The organism is Salegentibacter holothuriorum, from assembly GCF_900168045.1.
Lineage (GTDB): Bacteria > Bacteroidota > Bacteroidia > Flavobacteriales > Flavobacteriaceae > Salegentibacter > Salegentibacter holothuriorum.
In genome coordinates, this window is the sequence record NZ_FUYY01000003.1 from 225,632 (window position 1) to 243,183 (window position 17,552).

The 17,552-nt window shown below is 36.0% G+C and carries 18 protein-coding genes and 1 tRNA gene; 9 read left to right on the plus strand and 10 right to left on the minus strand.

The window, feature by feature from the left end:
* Nucleotides 1-139: 139 nt before the first annotated feature.
* The 5 genes from idi (at nt 140) to B5X51_RS09555 (ending at nt 1,935) form a co-directional block, all read left to right on the plus strand.
* Nucleotides 140-658, plus strand: coding sequence for an isopentenyl-diphosphate Delta-isomerase (gene idi / locus B5X51_RS09535; RefSeq protein ID WP_079720948.1), 519 nt, complete (start codon nt 140-142; stop codon nt 656-658).
* Complete coding sequence (locus B5X51_RS09540; RefSeq protein WP_079720949.1) at nt 655-1,065, plus strand: 6-pyruvoyl trahydropterin synthase family protein; 411 nt, start codon at nt 655-657, stop codon at nt 1,063-1,065. Before idi ends, B5X51_RS09540 begins: the two co-directional genes overlap by 4 nt.
* Entirely contained in the window at nt 1,066-1,524 is a 459-nt protein-coding gene (locus B5X51_RS09545; protein ID WP_079720950.1) for a peroxiredoxin, read from the plus strand.
* A gap of 64 nt (nt 1,525-1,588) precedes the next feature.
* Nucleotides 1,589-1,852, plus strand: coding sequence for a hypothetical protein (locus B5X51_RS09550; RefSeq protein WP_079720951.1), 264 nt, complete (start codon nt 1,589-1,591; stop codon nt 1,850-1,852).
* Between the two features lie 9 nt (nt 1,853-1,861).
* Nucleotides 1,862-1,935 (plus strand) — tRNA-Thr (locus tag B5X51_RS09555).
* 227 nt (nt 1,936-2,162) lie between these two features.
* On the opposite strand, the gene B5X51_RS09560 is transcribed toward B5X51_RS09555, so the two are convergent.
* From B5X51_RS09560 to B5X51_RS09590, 7 genes are all read right to left on the minus strand, one after another.
* Nucleotides 2,163-3,437: an L-lactate MFS transporter gene (locus B5X51_RS09560; RefSeq protein ID WP_079720952.1), complete on the minus strand. Its 1,275-nt coding sequence runs from the start codon at nt 3,435-3,437 to the stop codon at nt 2,163-2,165.
* Nucleotides 3,438-3,606: 169 nt separating this feature from the next.
* Entirely contained in the window at nt 3,607-4,368 is a 762-nt protein-coding gene (locus tag B5X51_RS09565) for a DUF4369 domain-containing protein (protein WP_079720953.1), read from the minus strand.
* 101 nt (nt 4,369-4,469) lie between these two features.
* Nucleotides 4,470-5,735 (minus strand): DUF819 family protein, encoded by a 1,266-nt coding sequence (locus B5X51_RS09570; RefSeq protein WP_079720954.1) that lies wholly within the window; start codon nt 5,733-5,735, stop codon nt 4,470-4,472.
* 61 nt (nt 5,736-5,796) lie between these two features.
* Nucleotides 5,797-6,618 carry a Cof-type HAD-IIB family hydrolase gene (locus tag B5X51_RS09575; protein ID WP_079720955.1) on the minus strand — a complete coding sequence of 274 codons (822 nt, stop codon included), beginning with the start codon at nt 6,616-6,618 and terminating at the stop codon, nt 5,797-5,799.
* Nucleotides 6,618-6,785, minus strand: coding sequence for a type II toxin-antitoxin system antitoxin (locus tag B5X51_RS09580; RefSeq protein ID WP_070053311.1), 168 nt, complete (start codon nt 6,783-6,785; stop codon nt 6,618-6,620). The genes B5X51_RS09575 and B5X51_RS09580 overlap by 1 nt, the downstream gene beginning before the upstream one ends.
* Before the next feature lies 1 nt (nt 6,786).
* Nucleotides 6,787-7,728 (minus strand): alpha/beta hydrolase family protein, encoded by a 942-nt coding sequence (locus tag B5X51_RS09585; RefSeq protein WP_079720956.1) that lies wholly within the window; start codon nt 7,726-7,728, stop codon nt 6,787-6,789.
* A gap of 11 nt (nt 7,729-7,739) precedes the next feature.
* On the minus strand, nt 7,740-8,600 hold the full coding sequence (locus B5X51_RS09590) for an SPFH domain-containing protein (RefSeq protein ID WP_079720957.1): 861 nt from the start codon (nt 8,598-8,600) through the stop codon (nt 7,740-7,742).
* A gap of 161 nt (nt 8,601-8,761) precedes the next feature.
* On the opposite strand from B5X51_RS09590, the gene B5X51_RS09595 reads away from it, so the two are divergent.
* Nucleotides 8,762-9,544 carry a S1/P1 nuclease gene (locus B5X51_RS09595; protein ID WP_079720958.1) on the plus strand — a complete coding sequence of 261 codons (783 nt, stop codon included), beginning with the start codon at nt 8,762-8,764 and terminating at the stop codon, nt 9,542-9,544.
* Nucleotides 9,545-9,602: 58 nt separating this feature from the next.
* On the opposite strand, the gene B5X51_RS09600 is transcribed toward B5X51_RS09595, so the two are convergent.
* Nucleotides 9,603-10,187 carry an alpha-ketoglutarate-dependent dioxygenase AlkB family protein gene (locus tag B5X51_RS09600; RefSeq protein ID WP_079720959.1) on the minus strand — a complete coding sequence of 195 codons (585 nt, stop codon included), beginning with the start codon at nt 10,185-10,187 and terminating at the stop codon, nt 9,603-9,605.
* Nucleotides 10,188-10,352: 165 nt separating this feature from the next.
* Nucleotides 10,353-10,712 carry a DoxX family protein gene (locus B5X51_RS09605; protein ID WP_079720960.1) on the minus strand — a complete coding sequence of 120 codons (360 nt, stop codon included), beginning with the start codon at nt 10,710-10,712 and terminating at the stop codon, nt 10,353-10,355.
* Nucleotides 10,713-10,847: 135 nt separating this feature from the next.
* Here B5X51_RS09605 and B5X51_RS09610 point away from each other — a divergent pair, with 135 nt between their 5' ends.
* Entirely contained in the window at nt 10,848-13,061 is a 2,214-nt protein-coding gene (locus B5X51_RS09610) for a tetratricopeptide repeat-containing hybrid sensor histidine kinase/response regulator (protein ID WP_079720961.1), read from the plus strand.
* A 185-nt stretch (nt 13,062-13,246) separates the two neighbouring features.
* Here the strand turns inward: B5X51_RS09610 and htpG are convergent, their stop codons facing one another.
* Nucleotides 13,247-15,133 carry a molecular chaperone HtpG gene (gene htpG, locus B5X51_RS09615; protein ID WP_079720962.1) on the minus strand — a complete coding sequence of 629 codons (1,887 nt, stop codon included), beginning with the start codon at nt 15,131-15,133 and terminating at the stop codon, nt 13,247-13,249.
* Between the two features lie 221 nt (nt 15,134-15,354).
* Between htpG and B5X51_RS09620 the strand changes: the two genes are divergently transcribed.
* Nucleotides 15,355-16,023: a TetR family transcriptional regulator C-terminal domain-containing protein gene (locus tag B5X51_RS09620; protein WP_079720963.1), complete on the plus strand. Its 669-nt coding sequence runs from the start codon at nt 15,355-15,357 to the stop codon at nt 16,021-16,023.
* 21 nt (nt 16,024-16,044) lie between these two features.
* Complete coding sequence (locus B5X51_RS09625; protein ID WP_079720964.1) at nt 16,045-17,355, plus strand: ABC1 kinase family protein; 1,311 nt, start codon at nt 16,045-16,047, stop codon at nt 17,353-17,355.
* The last annotated feature ends 197 nt before the right edge of the window (nt 17,356-17,552 follow it).

Here is a 17,552-nt window from a genome sequence, read left to right on the forward strand (position 1 = left end):
AAATCAGATTATATTTTCCAATAACAATGCTTCGTGAGCTTGCTCCGAAGTTTTTTACTGTAATTGCAACATAATTTTAGGAAATGTGGATTTGTATAACCCACATTTCATTTCGTACATTTGGCAATCAAAGAAAAAAATGGGAACAGATAACGTAGTATTAGTTAACGAGAAAGGCGAGCAAATTGGCCTAATGGAAAAGATAGAGGCACATGAAAAAGCTTTGTTGCACCTGGCATTTTCAGTCTTTGTTTTTAATGAAAAAAATGAGTTGATGATCCAGCAGCGAGCGCATTCTAAATATCATTCTCCAGGTTTATGGACCAATACTTGTTGCAGTCACCAGCGGGAAGGAGAAAGCAATGTTGCTGCCGGGAAAAGGAGGCTTCACGAAGAAATGGGCTTTAGTACCGAATTAAAGGAGGTGATGAATTTTATTTATAAAGCTCCTTTTGATAACGGACTTACAGAACATGAATTCGATTATATTCTAATTGGAAACTACGAAGATGACCCTAAGCCCAATCCTGATGAAGTGGCCAACTGGAAATGGATGAGCCTGGGTGAAATAAAATCTGATATGGAGGTAAACCCAGGGGTCTATACTGAATGGTTTAAGATTATTTTCGATAAATATTATACAAGTATTCAAAAATGAGGTTAAGTGTACATAGAAAGGCTCATTTTAATGCGGCGCATCGTCTTTACCGTAAAGATTGGAGCGATGAAAAAAACCTGGAAGTTTTTGGGAAATGTAGCAATCCTCATTATCACGGGCATAACTACGATTTAATAGTAACCGTGACCGGTGAAATAGATCCTGAAACCGGTTTTGTAATGGACTTAAAGCGACTTAAAGATCTTATTTACGAAGAAGTGGAAGTGCCTTTTGACCATAAGAACCTAAACGAAGAGGTGGCTCCTTTTGATGAACTTAATCCTACTGCCGAAAATATTACCGTAGTGATTTGGAATAAAATTAGGGCAAAATTAAGGCCTGAACTTGATTTGGAAATCACATTATACGAGACTCCAAGAAATTACGTAACCTATAAAGGAGAATAGATGGCACTTAAAATTGGCGACAAATTACCGAGATTGACTTTGAAGGATCAGGAGGGAGAGAACTATCATTTTTCCAGACTTGAAGATAAGGCGTTGGTTATATTTTTCTATCCCAAAGATTTTACTCCAGGCTGTACTAAAGAAGCTTGTAGTTTTAGAGATCACTATGAAGAATTTCAGGATTTGGGAGCTGAGGTAATTGGAATAAGTACCGATAATGAAAATTCTCATAAAAAGTTTGCTTCAAAATATAAGCTTCCCTTTATTTTACTATCTGATAAGGAAAAACGAGCTCGAAAAGCTTTTGGTGTAAAACCGGGTTTACTTGGTTTGCTTCCGGGAAGAGAAACATTTGTATTTGATAAGGATAAGAAATTAATTCATAGATTCAATAGTATGGGGGCTTCACAGCACATTCCCGAAGCACTTAATTCCTTAAAGAAAATTCAGGAAAAATAATTTTTAGGAATGAGGTTATTTGTATTGAAAAATAACCTAAATTCGCAGCCGAAATTTAAGCGATATGGCAAGTAAAAGATTATTAAAAAGAGATGTGAATTATGTAATGGGAGACATTATTGATGCCGCATACATACATCAAATGGCTAACCCTGAAGACGCATCTAAAACTGAAGCGATTGTAGATGAAGCTATTTCAAATTTTGACGAATTGATCACTAAGATCAACCAAAAAGATGTTGAGAATAAAAAACAACATTTTAAAGCAATAGAAAAAGAGTTGGAAGTAAAGGCTGAAGCTCTTATCGCGAAGATCAACGCGCTATAAAAATTACTGGCCGATGTAGCTCAGCTGGCTAGAGCAGCTGATTTGTAATCAGCAGGTCGTGGGTTCGAGTCCCTCCATCGGCTCTTAATTGAAACCTCTCATTTTTTGAGAGGTTTTTTTATGCATTATAATGAGGGGCGAGAAGCTTGTCCTGACGGGCAATTATAATAGGAGTAGGGAGTCTCTATATGAACTATTAATTGAAATTTCTCATTCTTTTAGAAGTTTTTTTCAAACTTGGAAAAGCATAAAATCAATATCAGCCAATATATTAAAGTTCCAGAATTCAGGAAATCAGCGAAAACACAGATTATTCTGAAGTTGAGGCCTCATATTGAAGTTTTTCCACCTTTGATTTAGCTTTTTGAATGCTTCTGTTTAATAATATACTAATAATAAGAGCTATAATGATGAGTGCGGTGAATACATAAAATACCGGAATATAACTTCCTGTTCTTGTATAAATTTGGGAAACCAGGGTGGGGCCAATAAGTCCGCCTAAAGACCAGGTAGTTAATAGATAACCGTGAATGGCACCAAGTTCTTTAGTTCCGAAGAGGTCGCCTATAAAAGCCGGCAGATTAGAAAATCCGCCACCGTAGCAACTTACCACTAGAAAGATAAAAATTTGGAAGATAAATGCACTTGTGATAATTGGCAGTGTAATGAATGCAGCTAGCTGAATAATAAAGAAAATAATAAAGACCTTAGGTCGCGAAATATAATCTGAAGCTGCAGCCCAGCCCAATCTACCTCCACCATTAAATACACCCATAAGTCCTACCATAGTAGCAGCTGCCCCGGCCGATAAGCCTACAATGTTTTGTGCCATTGGTGAAGCTACCGAGATCATCATAATGCCCGCGCTGGTGTTTATAAGCATCATAGTCCATAGCATCCAAAAATGTTTGGTCTTAACTGCTTCTCCTGAAGTTGCCTGGGTTAAATCTTTTTTAATTTTCCTGGTTCCGGCTTTTACAGCTTCCTTCATTCTGGCAGGCATCCAATCTTTTGGTGGCGGTGCGATATAAGATGCGCCAAGTATCATAAGAATAAAATAGGAGGCTCCCAGAATATAAAAGGTATAGCTTATACCTATAGATTCTATTAAACTTGCTGCTACAGGTGCGGTTATTAAAGCGCCGGTACCAAAACCAAGTACAGCCATTCCTGTTGCCAGGCCACGTTTATCTGGAAACCATTTTACTAATGTAGAAACCGGAGCTATATAACCAATTCCCAGCCCGAGTCCACTCAATAGACCGTATGATAATAGAAATCCTGTTAAGGAATCCATCGAAATAGCGAAACCTGAACCTGCCTGTCCCAGGCTAAATAGAGCAGCTGCAAGCATTGCCGATTTTCTTGGGCCACTTCTCTCTACAAATTTTCCGAATAATGCTGCGGAACCTCCACCGAGAACCATCATAATTGTAAATGCGGTGGTAACCGAAGCCATAGACCAGCCTTTAGTTTCAACCAGAGGTTGCGTATAGACGCTGTAAGCATAAGCCGCACCAATAGAAATATGAATAAAAACTGCTGATGCTGCAATGAACCATCGGTTTTTTGTGGAATCGTTCATTTATAAGGGATTTTTTAAAATTATCACACCATGGTATTGGATGTGTAACAAGTATAAGTTTTTATTGCTGAAATTCATATAAATTAATTTAAATACTGCGAATTAAGGAATAAAAAAAGCCTGTAATTTTTAATTACAGGCTTTTTAGTTTTCAAAAATAAATGCTGAATTAACTCACACTTTCTCCATTATTGTTAGTCTCTTCAGTTTTTATGTTTTCTATTTCTTTTTGTTCTTCTTTTCGTTCTTTTAGGAAGTCTTTTAATTCTTTCCCGTACATAGATTTTTTCACCTTTGGCTCCAAAGAATTATAAATGGTATCCAGGTATTTAATGTTTGCATCAAAAACTTCAGAAAGAGCTAGATAAGGAGCTACTTCGAGGTCTTTGTTGTTAATCGCGAAATTAACAGTGTAGAGGTATTTTCTTTTAAGCAAGCTTTCATATTGCTTATTTACCTCAATTAATTTTTCTTCATTTTCTTCCTTCTGCGCTTCAAAATTTTCTTTGATTAATTCCAGGTTTTTATCATTGAAACGGCTCATCATTTTACGATACTCTTCCAGTTTTTCCTGGTTTTTTGCGCCGATTATCTCTGCATCAGTTACAAACTTTTCTAAAGTGGTATTAATGGTCACTTCTCCTTCTTCAGCAAAGAAGTCAATGCGATCGTCGTATTGTGAGTTGTCCAACTTTTTGAGATAAAGATACATTACCTGTGGGCTTTCAATAAAAGCTTCCAGGCTAATATTAGCATTACCGTTTACGGCTACAGAATCTACATCTACCATAAGCGTATCTTCTATTTTCTGAAGATAAACGGTTCCTTTCTTAAGGCCCTCAATATTGGCATTTACAATAAGGTTGCTTTCTTTATTGTTACAAGAACTAAGGGCTGTAATAGCCAGTAAAAGAATGCTAAGTTTTTTCATCTTTTTATAATTTTCTTTGGATGTGGGAATTTTTTCTAAGCAGATATATTGGTTTATGCTTTTCTTCGGGCGGCAAATATCTTATAAATTTCTATTCTAAACTAACTCCCCGCTGCGATTTGCATTAAAATAGTAGTTAGAATTGCTCCATAGGTACCTACTACGTATCCAAAAACTGCAAGTAATACACCAACAGTAGCAAGGGAAGGATGAAATGCTGCCGCCACTACAGGTGCTGATGCTGCGCCTCCAACATTGGCCTGGCTGCCTACCGCAAGGAAAAAGTAGGGGGCTTTAATAAGTTTTGCGGTGCCAATAAGAAAAATCACGTGAATAGACATCCAAATAAGTCCGATGCCGATGAGACCCGGATTGTCGAAAACCATGCCCAGGTCCATTTTCATCCCAATAGTGGCTACAAGAATATAAATGAAAATGCTTCCCAATTTACTGGCTCCGGCACCTTCGTAGGTTTTTAACCTTGTAAAAGAAAGTGCAATTCCAATGGCTGTAGCAATAGTGATCATCCAGAAAAATGAAGAAGAAAAGGAAGAGAGTGCACTTTTACTGTTATTGAAAATCTCAAAATTAGATAATAAGTAGGCTGATATTTCATCGGCTCCCCAATGTGCAATTCCAACAGCCACAAAAGCAAGGGCTAGCATTACCATATAATCTGGCAGGCTGGGATTTCGGGTAACGCTATCAGCATAATTAGAGACCTTATTTTTAAGCTCGGTTATTGCTGAATTATCAGCTTTTAACCATTTATCAATTTTTTCACTCTTTCCAATTCCCATCAGCAAACCTGCCATAAGCAAATTAGCGACTACAATATCTACCAGCACCATCCCACCGTATAGTTCTGGGTTATATTCATAAATTTCGAGCATTGCTGCCTGGTTGGCTCCACCGCCAATCCAGCTACCTGCAATAGTAGAAAGACCACGCCAAATAGCATCTGGGCCAACGCCACCAACGGTTTCAGGAGAAATGGCTGAAACGATTAAAATGGCAAGCGGGCCACCAACGATAATTCCAACGGTACCTGCAAAAAACATAATTAGCGCTTTTGGCCCAAGGTTAAAAATCGCTTTTAAGTCTATACTAAGCGTCATTAAAACCAGGGAAGCGGGTAGAAGGTATCGGCTGGCCACGAAATAAAGTTGAGAGGTGCTGTCGTCTATTAATCCTAGCGAATTAAAAATTGCAGGAATTAAATAACACATTAAAAGTGCAGGAACAACAGCGTAGAATTTTTTCCAAAAACCCTCTTTCCTGGATGATGTGACAAACACAAAACCCAGAGCGAGCATTAAAAGTCCAAATACTATTGCATCATTGGTAAAAACAGGAGTATCTTCCATTAGAAAAGTTTTAAACGGCGCCAAAATACAATTTTTATTAAACTCTTCTTAGGGATTATCACTAATCCTGTATATTGATTTTAAACAATTCCTTTAGGCTATTTGCAACGCCATCTTCTTTACCACTTTGAGTTACTATATTGGCAACTTCCAAAACTTCTTTTCTGGCATTTCCAACGGCTACACCCATACCAACACCTTTTATCATTTCTACATCATTATAGTTGTCTCCAAAAGCAACACTTTCTTCCGGACTTAAATTGAAATGATTTTTAAGTAAAAATTTAATAGCAGTAAGTTTTGAAACCTCCTTATTGGCAATTTCAAGATAAGTAGATTTAGAACGGTATAAATGTAATTGATCTGGGAAGTTTTGGGATAGAAAGTTTTTAATTTCATCTATATGTGCTTCATCGCCCATAGCCATAATCTTGTGTGCTCCTTTATTATCTTTTTTCCAGGAAGAAAGTATATCAGTATTCGATTTAATTTCTGGTTTTACTTTGGTATTGTTTTCTTCACGCGCAGCCCATTGATCATATTGTGGAACATACCATTCATCACTATGGTAAAGACTTAAGTGACAATTCATGGTTTTATTAAAATCACAAAGCTTTTCCAGTGTGTTTATTGGAATTTCAGTAGAACTCACCGCTTTTCCATTCACCAGGATTAAGCCTCCATTATAACAAATTATTGGTTGTTCGTTAATATCAAGATCTCCCTGAAGATGTCTCATTGCCGCTGGCATTCTTGCAGAAATAAGTATAAAAGGCAGCTTATCTTTTAAGTTCTTTATTGTTGAAATGGTAGCAGGAGATAAAACCCTGTCGTGGTTTAGTAATGTCCCATCAATGTCTGAGAAAACTATTTTATATTGCATTATTCTTCTTTTTTATTTTTAGGGTGGCGATTTGCTTCTTTAAGTGCTTTGTTTAGCATCCACTCAATTTGCCCATTGGTGCTCCTAAATTCATCAGCAGCCCATTTTTCAATGGCTTTCAGCATCTTTTCATCAACTCTAAGGGCGAATGCTTTTTTATTACTCATTTTATTTGATTTCCAGATTTTTAATAAAATCGGTTAAAACCGGAATTAATTCAGGATGCAAAGGTAATTCAGGGTTATTATATGACTGATAGTTTTTTGTAAGGTCTTCAGAGACTATTTCTCTAAAAACGTGGTTCATATTCTCCAGTAGCACTAACTCTGAATTAATAGCTGCTTTATGAAGCATTTCTGCCTGCTCTTCTTTTACCTGTGCATCATTTGTACCGTTTATAATTAAGATGGGAATCTCTAGTTTTGCAATCTCCCGGCAAGGGTCATACTTCATCCATGTATTTAGAAAAATTTGATTTTGGGCGTTAAAAATTGAACCTAATATTTTGGGATATGCATCACTACTTCCGGTTTCTTTAATTTCCTTAAGGCTTTTCTTTATTTCATCTTCAAACTGAGGTAAATGAGCTGAAAGTTGCGCGGCAAAAATATGGTTTATATTTTCTCCTGCCCCTGCAAAAGAAATAAAAGCATCAGCATTTGCTTTTGCCGTTAAAATGCCTATTAAGGAACCCTGGCTGTGTCCTGCTATAATTATAGTATTGAATTTCTCCTCATGTTTAAAATAACCTAAGATATTTTCTACATCAGTTACAAAATCATCAAACGAAATTTGTTTGAGATTTAATTCTTTGGCTTTAATACTGCGTTTATCAAACCTAAAACTGGCAATTCCATTTTTCGCTAATTGATGGGTGATTTTTTTGGAAAAATCACTTTGCATTCCAATTTGATTTCCGTCTCGATTTGTAGGCCCCGAACCCTGTATAAAAATTACCAACGAAGAATTTTCAACATTCTTGGGTAGGGTAAGAGTTCCATCGGTGAATTTATCAATACTAATCTCTTCTTGGGTAAAAACCCGATTTTGAGAAGAAGTCAGAAAACTTCCGAAGAAAATTAAGAATAAGCTGAGCCTTAAATTTCTCATTGCATTTTCTATTAATGATTTAAAGTTCCGGCATTCACCACCGGCGTTGCGTCTTTATCACTACAAAGTACAACCATTAAATTGCTAACCATTGCTGCGCGACTTTCGGCATCAAGGTCTACTAATTCTTTTTCGTTAAGCTGATGTAAAGCCATTTCTACCATGCTCACCGCTCCTTCAACAATTTTATGCCGGGCAGCAACAATTGCTGTTGCTTGCTGACGTTTTAACATTGCGCTGGCAATCTCATTGGCGTATGCCAGGTAACCAATTCTAGCTTCTAAAACTTCAATTCCGGCAATATTTAAGCGCTCTTCCAACTCTTTTTCAAGAGCATCGCTAACTTCATTTACGCTGGAACGCAACGTAATATCTTCATCTAAACCTTCGTCGGCAAAATTATCATAAGGATAAAGACTGGCAAGCTTTCTCACGGCGGCATCTGTTTGTACCACCACAAAGTTTTCAAAATTATCTACATCAAAAGAGGCTTTATAGGTGTCGCGCACGCGCCAAACCAGAATAGTGCTTATCATCACCGGATTTCCTAATTTATCGTTCACTTTTAGGCGCTCACTGTCAAAATTTCGGGCTCGTAAAGAAACTTTCTTTTTGGTATAAAATGGGTTGACCCAAAAAAGTCCGTTCTTTTTTACAGTACCCTTATAATCTCCAAAAAGTAAAAGAACCCTGGAGCCGTTTGGATTAACCAGAATAAGTCCGGGTAGAATAAATAACGCGACAACTATGCCCAGAATAAACCAGGCATTACTGAGGACAATAAAACCGATAATGCTTCCGAAGAATAGAAATAGAAAAACAAACAGCATAATATAGCCGTTTGATGCTGTAAGATTTTTTTCCTGAGTCATAATATTTGAAAATTGGTTGATATTAAATTGATATCATAAATATATTATATTAGTTCGATACTCAGAAAAAATTAACATATAAAAAATACGAGCTTCATTATATTTGTAAAAATTAATAGAGATGGCCTTGTATTCGGGTTCATTTCCATAAAAATCTATAAATGAAAAATATATTATTGCTAGTTTTTGTAGTGTTTATTATGAATTTGGGTTATGCCAATGATAATGATTGGGGGAAAACAGGTCACCGTGCTACAGGAGAAATAGCTGAAACCTATTTAAGTAAAAAAGCTAAAAAAGCGATAGACAAAATTTTAAACGGACAGGGCCTGGCCTTTGTAGCAAATTTTGGCGATGATATTAAGAGTGATCCCAATTTCAGAAAATATGGTCCCTGGCATTATGTAAATCTTGCGCCTGATGAGGAAGAGTATAACGAAGAAACTGCAAACCCTAAAGGTGATTTGTATCAGGCTATTCTAAAGTGTAAAGCGGTTTTAAAAGACGAAAATGCCGCTAAGGAAGAAAAACAATTTTACCTTAAGATGTTGGTGCACTTTGTTGGGGATTTGCACCAGCCTTTTCACGTGGGAAGAGGGGCAGATAAAGGCGGAAATGATATACAAGTGCGCTGGTACAATAAGGGAACAAATATTCATAGGGTTTGGGATAGCCAAATGATAGACTCTTATCAGATGAGTTATACCGAGCTTGCAGAAAATAGTCGTAAATTGAGTAGATTACAAATAAAGGCTATAGAGAAAGGAGCGGTTATAGATTGGTTATATGAGTCTCGCGCAATGGCAGATGAGCTTTACGATTCTGTGGAAATAGGCGAGAAGCTAGGTTACGAGTATATGTATAAATATTTGCCAACCGTGCTGCAGCAACTCCAAAAAGGTGGGATACGCTTAGCGAAAATACTCAATGAGATTTATGGTTAAGTTTTAACCTAATATTTGTCTTAGAAAAGCCGTATTGACACTGTTCATTACGGCTTTTTTAATTTATTTTCCTGTATGTAAGATTGATTCTTGGGGAGACTTCTTTCTTGGTTTTTGGAAGTTGATGTTTCCAAAAGTGCTGCATACTGCCCTTCATTATAAGCAGGCTGCCGTGTTGTAGTTCGATGCTTTCTTTTAAATCTTTATTGGTTTTATGTTTAAATTGAAACCGCCTAATACCACCCAGACTTATTGAAGCAATAACGGGATTTTTACCTAAAACCTTTTCATCATCAGCATGCCAACCCATACTGTCTTTTCCATGGCGATATAGATTTGCAAGACAGGTATTGAAATTAAAGCCCGTTAATTCTTCTGTTTTTTGTTTTAAATCCCATAATTCAGTTGAAAAACTATCTGGTTTTAATTGTAATCCGGAATAAGTATAGGAAATTCCCTTTTCGGCATAAAATGCTGTTAGGCGCGGCTGGGGGATCTGTTTTCCAAAGAGTTTAATATTTTGTTGTTGCCAGTGGACTTCCTTTAGTATTTTTTTTAATAAAAAATCTGCTTCAGCTTTAAGAAGAAAATTTGGGAAATACTCTAGCTCTGCATCGGGTAAACTAAAAACTTCTGACTTCATCTTTTATACCAATTTAATTTGTAAAGTCGCACAGAAAGCGAAGTTGCTTTTTTGTTCTATGATGCTGCGATTCGTTTGCATAGCCATAGCTATGGAAATTATGAGCAAGGAAATAGAGCGAAAAATGAACGAGTTTGATTGCGGCATTATATTTATAATTTGGTTCTAAAATTGTAAATAGAACCAGGCCCAATACATTAGAAAAAACTGTAGCGGTATTCTTAGCAATAAAGCCCATTGGGGAATGCCGGCGCCGGCTTTTTTTGAGGAAAGCATATAGAAATGTACCTGGAGAAAAGCCAGTAACATGAGAATAATTCCATAGATCGCAAGATCTTTAGTTATAGGGAAAAATAGCATTAGGCCAAGAGAGATCTCGGCTATTCCACTTAAGAATACCAAAGATTTATGCGCCGGTAAATAACGCGGCATGATACGCATATACATTTTAGGTTTTAGAAAGTGAATTATTCCGGCTACGATATACATCGCGCCCATGAGATAAAGGTGCCAGGGGTATTGCATGTTTTAAAGATAAAAATATATCTGAAACAGTTCCTGTATTTTTATATTATTATCTGTCTAATTATCAAAATCTTGTGTATTTCCTAAAATTAAAGTATTTTTATACCCCCTTCTACAACCTAACTTGCTGCAATATTGAAACATAATTACCTCCCAATTCTTTTTTATTTAATAGGTTTCAATTTGCTCTTTGCGCAAAAGAACACACCTGTTTCTAAAGATAGCCTTGAACAGCTAACCGAAAACACCAAAGAATATTTAACTAAATATAATTATAAAGATGGTGTGGAGAGTGCAATCCTTCTGCTTAAACACGCCGAAACTCTAGAGGATAACTATTATAAGTTTCACGCGCATAATTATTTAGGCACAGCTTATAACGAATTAAAAGATGTTTCCCGAGCGAAATCTAGTTATTTAAAGGCGCTGGATATTGCCCAAAATATAGAAAACGATACGTTATTGTTGTATATATATAACAACCTGGGTAACATTTATTCTGAAGAGAAAGGGAACGAGCAAAAAGGAATTGATTATTATAATAAGGTAATTGATTTGGCCGACAGTTTAAAAATCCCAAAACAGAAGTTGATCTCTACCGTGAATATAGGTTGGACGTATATGGATGGGAAGAAATATTCACTGGCATATCCTTATCTTAATGAGGCTCTCAAGCTTTTGAAAAATCAGGAAAATAATAACGCACGCTCTCAGCTTTATATGTTATTGGGGAAATATCATCATAAAACAAATCACCTGGATTCTGCTGAATACTATTTTACTAAAGGTTTGAAATTGGCCGAAAAAGATTCATTAATTCTGCCGGCCTCTATAATTTGTAAAAACTATGCGGCTATGTTGTTTCAAAAGGGCGAATTTGAAGCTGCATATAAATTCCTTGAGAAATACGATGATTATAATTCCCAGCTTTTTGAAAAAGATAAACTGGCTCAAATTGAAGCTGCCAATGCTCGTTTTGATGTAAACGAATATCGCCGTAACCTGGAGATATCGAAAAAGGAACAAGCCTATCAGGATGAATTAATAAGTAAATCTACCGAGAAAATCCTAATTATGGTGGTAGCTTCCCTTATACTTATTATAACCCTTTTAATTCTAAACAAAATTAACCAGGACAGAAAAGAGCTTATTTATAAACTCAAAGAAAAAAATAACCAGCTGGTAGATTCGCGTGATAATGCAGAACGTCTTTCTAAATTAAAAACAGAATTCCTCTCTACTGTTAGTCATGAGTTACGAACACCATTATATGGCGTGGTAGGGCTTACTTCTTTGTTATTAGACGATAAAAGCCTTAAAAAGCATGAAAGTGATCTAAAATCCTTAAAATTCTCTGCAGATTATCTTCTAGCACTTATTAATGATGTACTACAAATGAATAAAATGGAATCTAACCAGGTGAAACTGGAGAATATTCCGTTTAATATTAAGGAATTAGTGCTAAGTATTGTAAACACGTTCGAGTTTACCCGCCTTCAGAATAAAAACAAGGTATATTATAATATAGATGAAGATATACCGGTAGATTTAATTGGTGATCCTGTACGTTTGTCTCAAATACTAATGAACCTGGTAGGGAATGCTGTAAAATTTACCGAGAATGGAAATATTTTTATCAATATAAAATTACAAGCTCGGGTTGAAGATAGATCGGTAATTTATTTTGAAGTGAAAGATGATGGAATTGGGATACCAAAAAATAAGCAGAAATTAATTTTTGAAGAGTTTTCGCAACTTAAAGCTGCTAACTATAATTACCAGGGCACCGGCCTTGGATTGCCAATTGTTAAACGCTTGCTTGAATTGTTTGACTCTCAAATTCATTTAAAAAGTAGAGAAGGCGAAGGTTCGTTATTTTGTTTTAGCCTTAGTCTTAAAGAAGACAATTCTCCTTCTAAGAAAGCAGGCTTTGCTCACGAGGTTTATTTGGATAATTTAAAGGAATCCCAGAAAATTCTTGTTGTAGATGACAATAGAATAAATCAAGTGGTAACGCGTAGAATACTGGAGAAACAAAATTTTGAATGCGTTGTGGCATCTAATGGTGTAGAGGCTATTGAAAAAGCATCTTCTGAAAATTTTGACCTTATTCTAATGGATTTAAATATGCCGGGAATTAACGGTATGGAAACTACAAAACGCATAAGAGAATTTAATAAACACGTGCCTATAGTTGCACTAACTGCAGTAGAAATAGAGGAGGTTAGAAATGAGATTTATGCATCTGGTATGAACGATATTATTGTGAAACCTTATGATGTAGAACGCTTTTATCAAATTATAAAGCTGAATTTAAGTGCAGGGATTGAATCTGTCTCTAAGAATTAAGCTGTTTTATTTACAACATATCTTCTCGAACTTCTAGTTTATATAAAATAAAAAGGCCTGGAAAGCTGTTTCTTTCGTCATCCTGAACTTGTTTCAGGATCTAAGATGTTAGAAGCTGAAACAAGTTCAGCTTGACGATAACAAGACTTTCCAGGCCTTTTCTAAAATTTCCTCCTAAGAAGAAATTACTTTACCATATCAAAACTACGTTTTACGAAATTAGTTAACTCTTCTCCTTTAAGCAGGTTTTGAGATAATCTCGCCAGGTCTAAAGAATGCTTAATTAAGCGTTCTTGTTTCTTCTCGGTTTTGGTATTTAGAATTTCAGAAATTAATGGGTGATTGGTATTTACCACCAGGTTATACATTTCTGGCATATTGCCCATTCCAAACATTCCACCGCCACCGGTTTGCTGCATTTCCTTCATTCGGCGCATAAATTCTGGCTGCGTGATTAGCAATGGTGCTGCATCGCTATCCATCGCTTCCATTTGTACGGTATATTTTTCCTTCGGAATTACTTTTTCAAAGTCTCCTTTTAGTTTCTCTTTTTCTTCTTCAGAAAGTTTTGAAATTTTCTCTTCGTCTTTTTTGATGAGGTTGTCTACCTGATCTGAATCTACACGTACAAAAGAAATTTTCTCTTTTTCACCTTCCATTTTTTGAAGTAGGTGAGAGATAATTGGAGAATCTAATAGTAAAACTTTATAACCTTTGGCTTTAGCCGCATCAATATAACTATGCTGTTCGTCTTGATTGGAAGCGTAAAGTACAACCAGGTTCCCGTCTTTATCGGTTTGGTTATCCTTTAATTTTTCCTGAAGTTCATCAAAAGTATAATACTCGTTATCTACCGTTGGGTAAAGCGCAAACTTCTGCGCTTTTTCGTAGAATTTATCTTCTGAAAGCATTCCGTATTCAATAACGATCTTAATATCGTTCCATTTTTGTTCAAAATCTTCACGATTATTATTGAAAAGAGATTTTAGCTTATCGGCTACTTTACGGGTAATGTAGCTGGAGATCTTTTTAACAGCACCATCTGCCTGAAGATAAGAACGGGAAACGTTCAATGGGATATCTGGAGAATCTATAACCCCGCGAAGCATGGTTAAGAATTCCGGAACAATTCCTTCAACATTATCGGTTACAAAAACCTGGTTTTGATAAAGCTGAATTTTATCCTTCTGAATATTCATATCCTGCGTCATCTTTGGGAAATAAAGAATCCCGGTAAGATTAAAAGGATAATCTACATTAAGGTGAATGTGGAATAAAGGTTCCTCGAACTGCATTGGATACAACTCGCGGTAAAAACTTTTGTAATCTTTATCTTCTAAATCGGTTGGTTGTTTGGTCCACGCCGGTTCAGGATTATTAATAATATTATCTACCGTTTTGGTTTCTGCTTCAGCATCTTCAGGAGCGTCTTCCGGTAATGGTAAAGTTTCTTCCTTGGTTCCAAACTTAATTGGAATGGGCATAAACTTGTTATACTTCACCAATAATTCCTGGATCCTATTTTCTTCTAAAAACTCTTCGTCCTCTTCATTTATATGAAGAATGATCTCTGTTCCACGCTCTTTTTTATCGGCATCTTCAATGGTGAAATCAGTAGTACCTTCACAAACCCAATGTGCAGCCTGGTCATCTTGGTAAGACTTGGTAATGATTTCTACCTTGTTGGCCACCATAAAGGCAGAATAGAAACCAAGACCAAAATGGCCAATAATTCCGCTGTCTTTAGCTGAATCTTTATATTTTTCCAGGAATTCTTCAGCGCCAGAGAAAGCTACTTCATTAATGTACTTCTCAACTTCTTCTTTCGTCATTCCAATTCCCTGGTCTATAACGTGAAGTTTTTTGCCTTCTTTGTCAATCTTCACCTCAATTACAGGGTTGCCGTATTTTACATCGGTTTCGCCAATATCGGTAAGGTGTTTTAATTTTAAGGTAGCATCTGTTGCATTAGAGATTAACTCTCTTAAAAAGATTTCGTGGTCACTGTAAAGAAACTTCTTTATCAGTGGGAAAATGTTCTCTACAGAGACATTAATTTTTCCGGTTGCCATATATGTTTGTTTTAATAATATTTTACGTTGCTTTTTTATAGTCAAAAAAAATACCATTAAAACTCCGCTGACAAACTGACATAGGCTGTAATGTAAAATGTAGAATAGCGTCTAAATTTCTAAACCACAATTTAACCACTGAATATTTTTAACAAACATTTTGTTTAATATTATGAATTAAAACTTAAACAAAATGTATCTTTGAGAAAGAAATAACAATTATGGCTACAGCTAAAAAAACAACAACCAAGAAAGTTTTAGATAAAGACAAGCTTATTTCAATGTATATGGATTATGTATTGGAAGAAGAGAGACGTCCTAAAACGGTTTATAAATTTTGTAAGGAGAACAAGATCAAGGAAGATGAATTCTACAATTTCTACGGAAGTTTTGAAGGATTGCAAAAAGGAATTTGGGAACGATTTTATGAGCATACTATTACAGTGCTTCACAAAAGTCCCGAATTTGAGACTTTCACCAACCGTGAAAAAATGCTCACTTTCTATTATACCTTTTTTGAAATGCTAACTGCAAATAGAAGTTATGTGCTATTCTCGTTGAAAGAACACGAAAGCCAAATGAAAAACCTTCAGCAATTAAAAGGTTTAAGAAAAAGAGTAAAATCTTTTGCGGGAGATCTTATTCAGGATGGTAACGCAGACAAGGCAATTCAAGCTTTGCAGCAATCAGAGAAAATATTTTCAGAAGCAGCCTGGGTACAGCTAATGTTTCTCATAAAATTTTGGATGGAAGATAATTCTCCTCAATTTGAGAGTACAGATGTAGCGATAGAAAAGTCTGTAAACACCGTTTTTGATGTGTTCGATAATACCCCATTAGAACGGGTTATAGATTTAGGAAAATTTCTATGGAAAGAAAAAATGGCTTAATAAAGTCTATCTCAAACTACAATGAAAACAATAGATAACATACCAACTGGCAAAATTGGCCGAACTTCAAAACTGGTGCAAACCGGAGTGAAAGTGGGAGGCAATTACCTTAAATATTATAGCAAAAAAGCTTTCAATTCTGAATTTACAAGAGATGAGCTAGACCAAAGCAATGCAGATGATATTTATGATAGCCTTAAAAGCTTAAAAGGAAGCGCGCTTAAAGTAGCGCAAATGCTTTCCATGGAAAAGAGCCTTTTGCCAAATGCCTATGTAGAGAAATTTAGCTTGGCGCAATTTAGTGTGCCACCGCTCTCTGCACCTTTAGTTAGAAAAACATTTAAGAAGTACAACGGAGCTTACCCTGAAGAATTATACGACAAATTTGCGACTAAATCTGTGAATGCTGCCAGTATTGGTCAGGTTCATAGAGCCGAAAAAGATGGGAGAAAACTTGCTGTGAAAATTCAATATCCCGGCGTTGCAGATAGTATAAGTTCAGATTTGGCAATGGTGAAACCTATTGCTACCCGAATGTTCAACCTTCAGGGTAAAGATTCCGCAAAATATTTTAAGGAAGTTGAAGGGAAATTACTCGAGGAAACCGATTATATCCTGGAAGTAAAGCAGAGTAAAGAAATTTCTGAAGCCTGCGCACACATTCCAAATTTAAAGTTTCCTAAATATTATGAAGACTTATCCAGTGAGCGAATTATCACGATGGACTGGATGACCGGGAAACATTTAAGCGAATTTGCAAAGGAAAATACCGATCAGGAAAAAGCTAATAAAGTAGGCCAGGCGCTGTGGGATTTTTATATGTACCAAATGCATTGTTTAAAAGAAGTACATGCCGATCCTCACCCGGGTAACTTCCTTATTGATGAAGATGCTAATCTTATCGCTATAGATTTTGGCTGCATTAAACAGGTGCCAGATGATTTCTATGTCCCCTACTTCGAATTGGCTAACAGAGAAAATATCAATAATCCTGAATTTTTCAATGAAAAACTTTTTCAATTGGAAATTCTAAGGGAAGACGACTCAGAAAGAGAAATCGAATATTTTTCAGAGTTATTTTATGAAATGCTGAGCTTATTCACGGGTCCGTTTCACGAAGAGACTTTTGATTTTGCCGATGAAAGTTTTTGGAATTCAATTACAGCACTCAGCGAAAAATATAGTAAAGATACAGAACTGCGAAAAATGAATGGTAACCGGGGAAGCAAACACTTCCTATATATTAATCGTACGTTTTTTGGCTTATACAATTTGTTGCACGATCTCCAGGCGAAGATCGAGGTTAATAGATATAAGAATTATATGTCTTAATTATTGGTTTTATTTATTGGTTAGGTTGTGGAAGAGCGTTGTTACCGTCCCTATAATGGTAATGGCGCTTTTCCTATTTTTGGTCTTTAAGTAAGAATTTTAAAGTGAGATCTCAGGATGAATTTTCTCCGAAAACTCTGAAATAAAAAAGGCTGTTTGAGAAGACTTAAAATCGTCATCCTGAACTTGTTTCAGGA

Bases quoted from the DNA above. Each gene is read 5' to 3' on its own strand.
- idi (WP_079720948.1), top strand. From the start codon at position 140: ATGGGAACAGATAACGTAGTATTAGTTAACGAGAAAGGCGAGCAAATT.
- B5X51_RS09540 (WP_079720949.1), top strand. From the start codon at position 655: ATGAGGTTAAGTGTACATAGAAAGGCTCATTTTAATGCGGCGCATCGT.
- B5X51_RS09545 (WP_079720950.1), top strand. From the start codon at position 1,066: ATGGCACTTAAAATTGGCGACAAATTACCGAGATTGACTTTGAAGGAT.
- B5X51_RS09550 (WP_079720951.1), top strand. From the start codon at position 1,589: ATGGCAAGTAAAAGATTATTAAAAAGAGATGTGAATTATGTAATGGGA.
- B5X51_RS09560 (WP_079720952.1), bottom strand. From the start codon at position 3,437: ATGAACGATTCCACAAAAAACCGATGGTTCATTGCAGCATCAGCAGTT.
- B5X51_RS09565 (WP_079720953.1), bottom strand. From the start codon at position 4,368: ATGAAAAAACTTAGCATTCTTTTACTGGCTATTACAGCCCTTAGTTCT.
- B5X51_RS09570 (WP_079720954.1), bottom strand. From the start codon at position 5,735: ATGGAAGATACTCCTGTTTTTACCAATGATGCAATAGTATTTGGACTT.
- B5X51_RS09575 (WP_079720955.1), bottom strand. From the start codon at position 6,618: ATGCAATATAAAATAGTTTTCTCAGACATTGATGGGACATTACTAAAC.
- B5X51_RS09580 (WP_070053311.1), bottom strand. From the start codon at position 6,785: ATGAGTAATAAAAAAGCATTCGCCCTTAGAGTTGATGAAAAGATGCTG.
- B5X51_RS09585 (WP_079720956.1), bottom strand. From the start codon at position 7,728: ATGAGAAATTTAAGGCTCAGCTTATTCTTAATTTTCTTCGGAAGTTTT.
- B5X51_RS09590 (WP_079720957.1), bottom strand. From the start codon at position 8,600: ATGACTCAGGAAAAAAATCTTACAGCATCAAACGGCTATATTATGCTG.
- B5X51_RS09595 (WP_079720958.1), top strand. From the start codon at position 8,762: ATGAAAAATATATTATTGCTAGTTTTTGTAGTGTTTATTATGAATTTG.
- B5X51_RS09600 (WP_079720959.1), bottom strand. From the start codon at position 10,187: ATGAAGTCAGAAGTTTTTAGTTTACCCGATGCAGAGCTAGAGTATTTC.
- B5X51_RS09605 (WP_079720960.1), bottom strand. From the start codon at position 10,712: ATGCAATACCCCTGGCACCTTTATCTCATGGGCGCGATGTATATCGTA.
- htpG (WP_079720962.1), bottom strand. From the start codon at position 15,133: ATGGCAACCGGAAAAATTAATGTCTCTGTAGAGAACATTTTCCCACTG.
- B5X51_RS09620 (WP_079720963.1), top strand. From the start codon at position 15,355: ATGGCTACAGCTAAAAAAACAACAACCAAGAAAGTTTTAGATAAAGAC.
- B5X51_RS09625 (WP_079720964.1), top strand. From the start codon at position 16,045: ATGAAAACAATAGATAACATACCAACTGGCAAAATTGGCCGAACTTCA.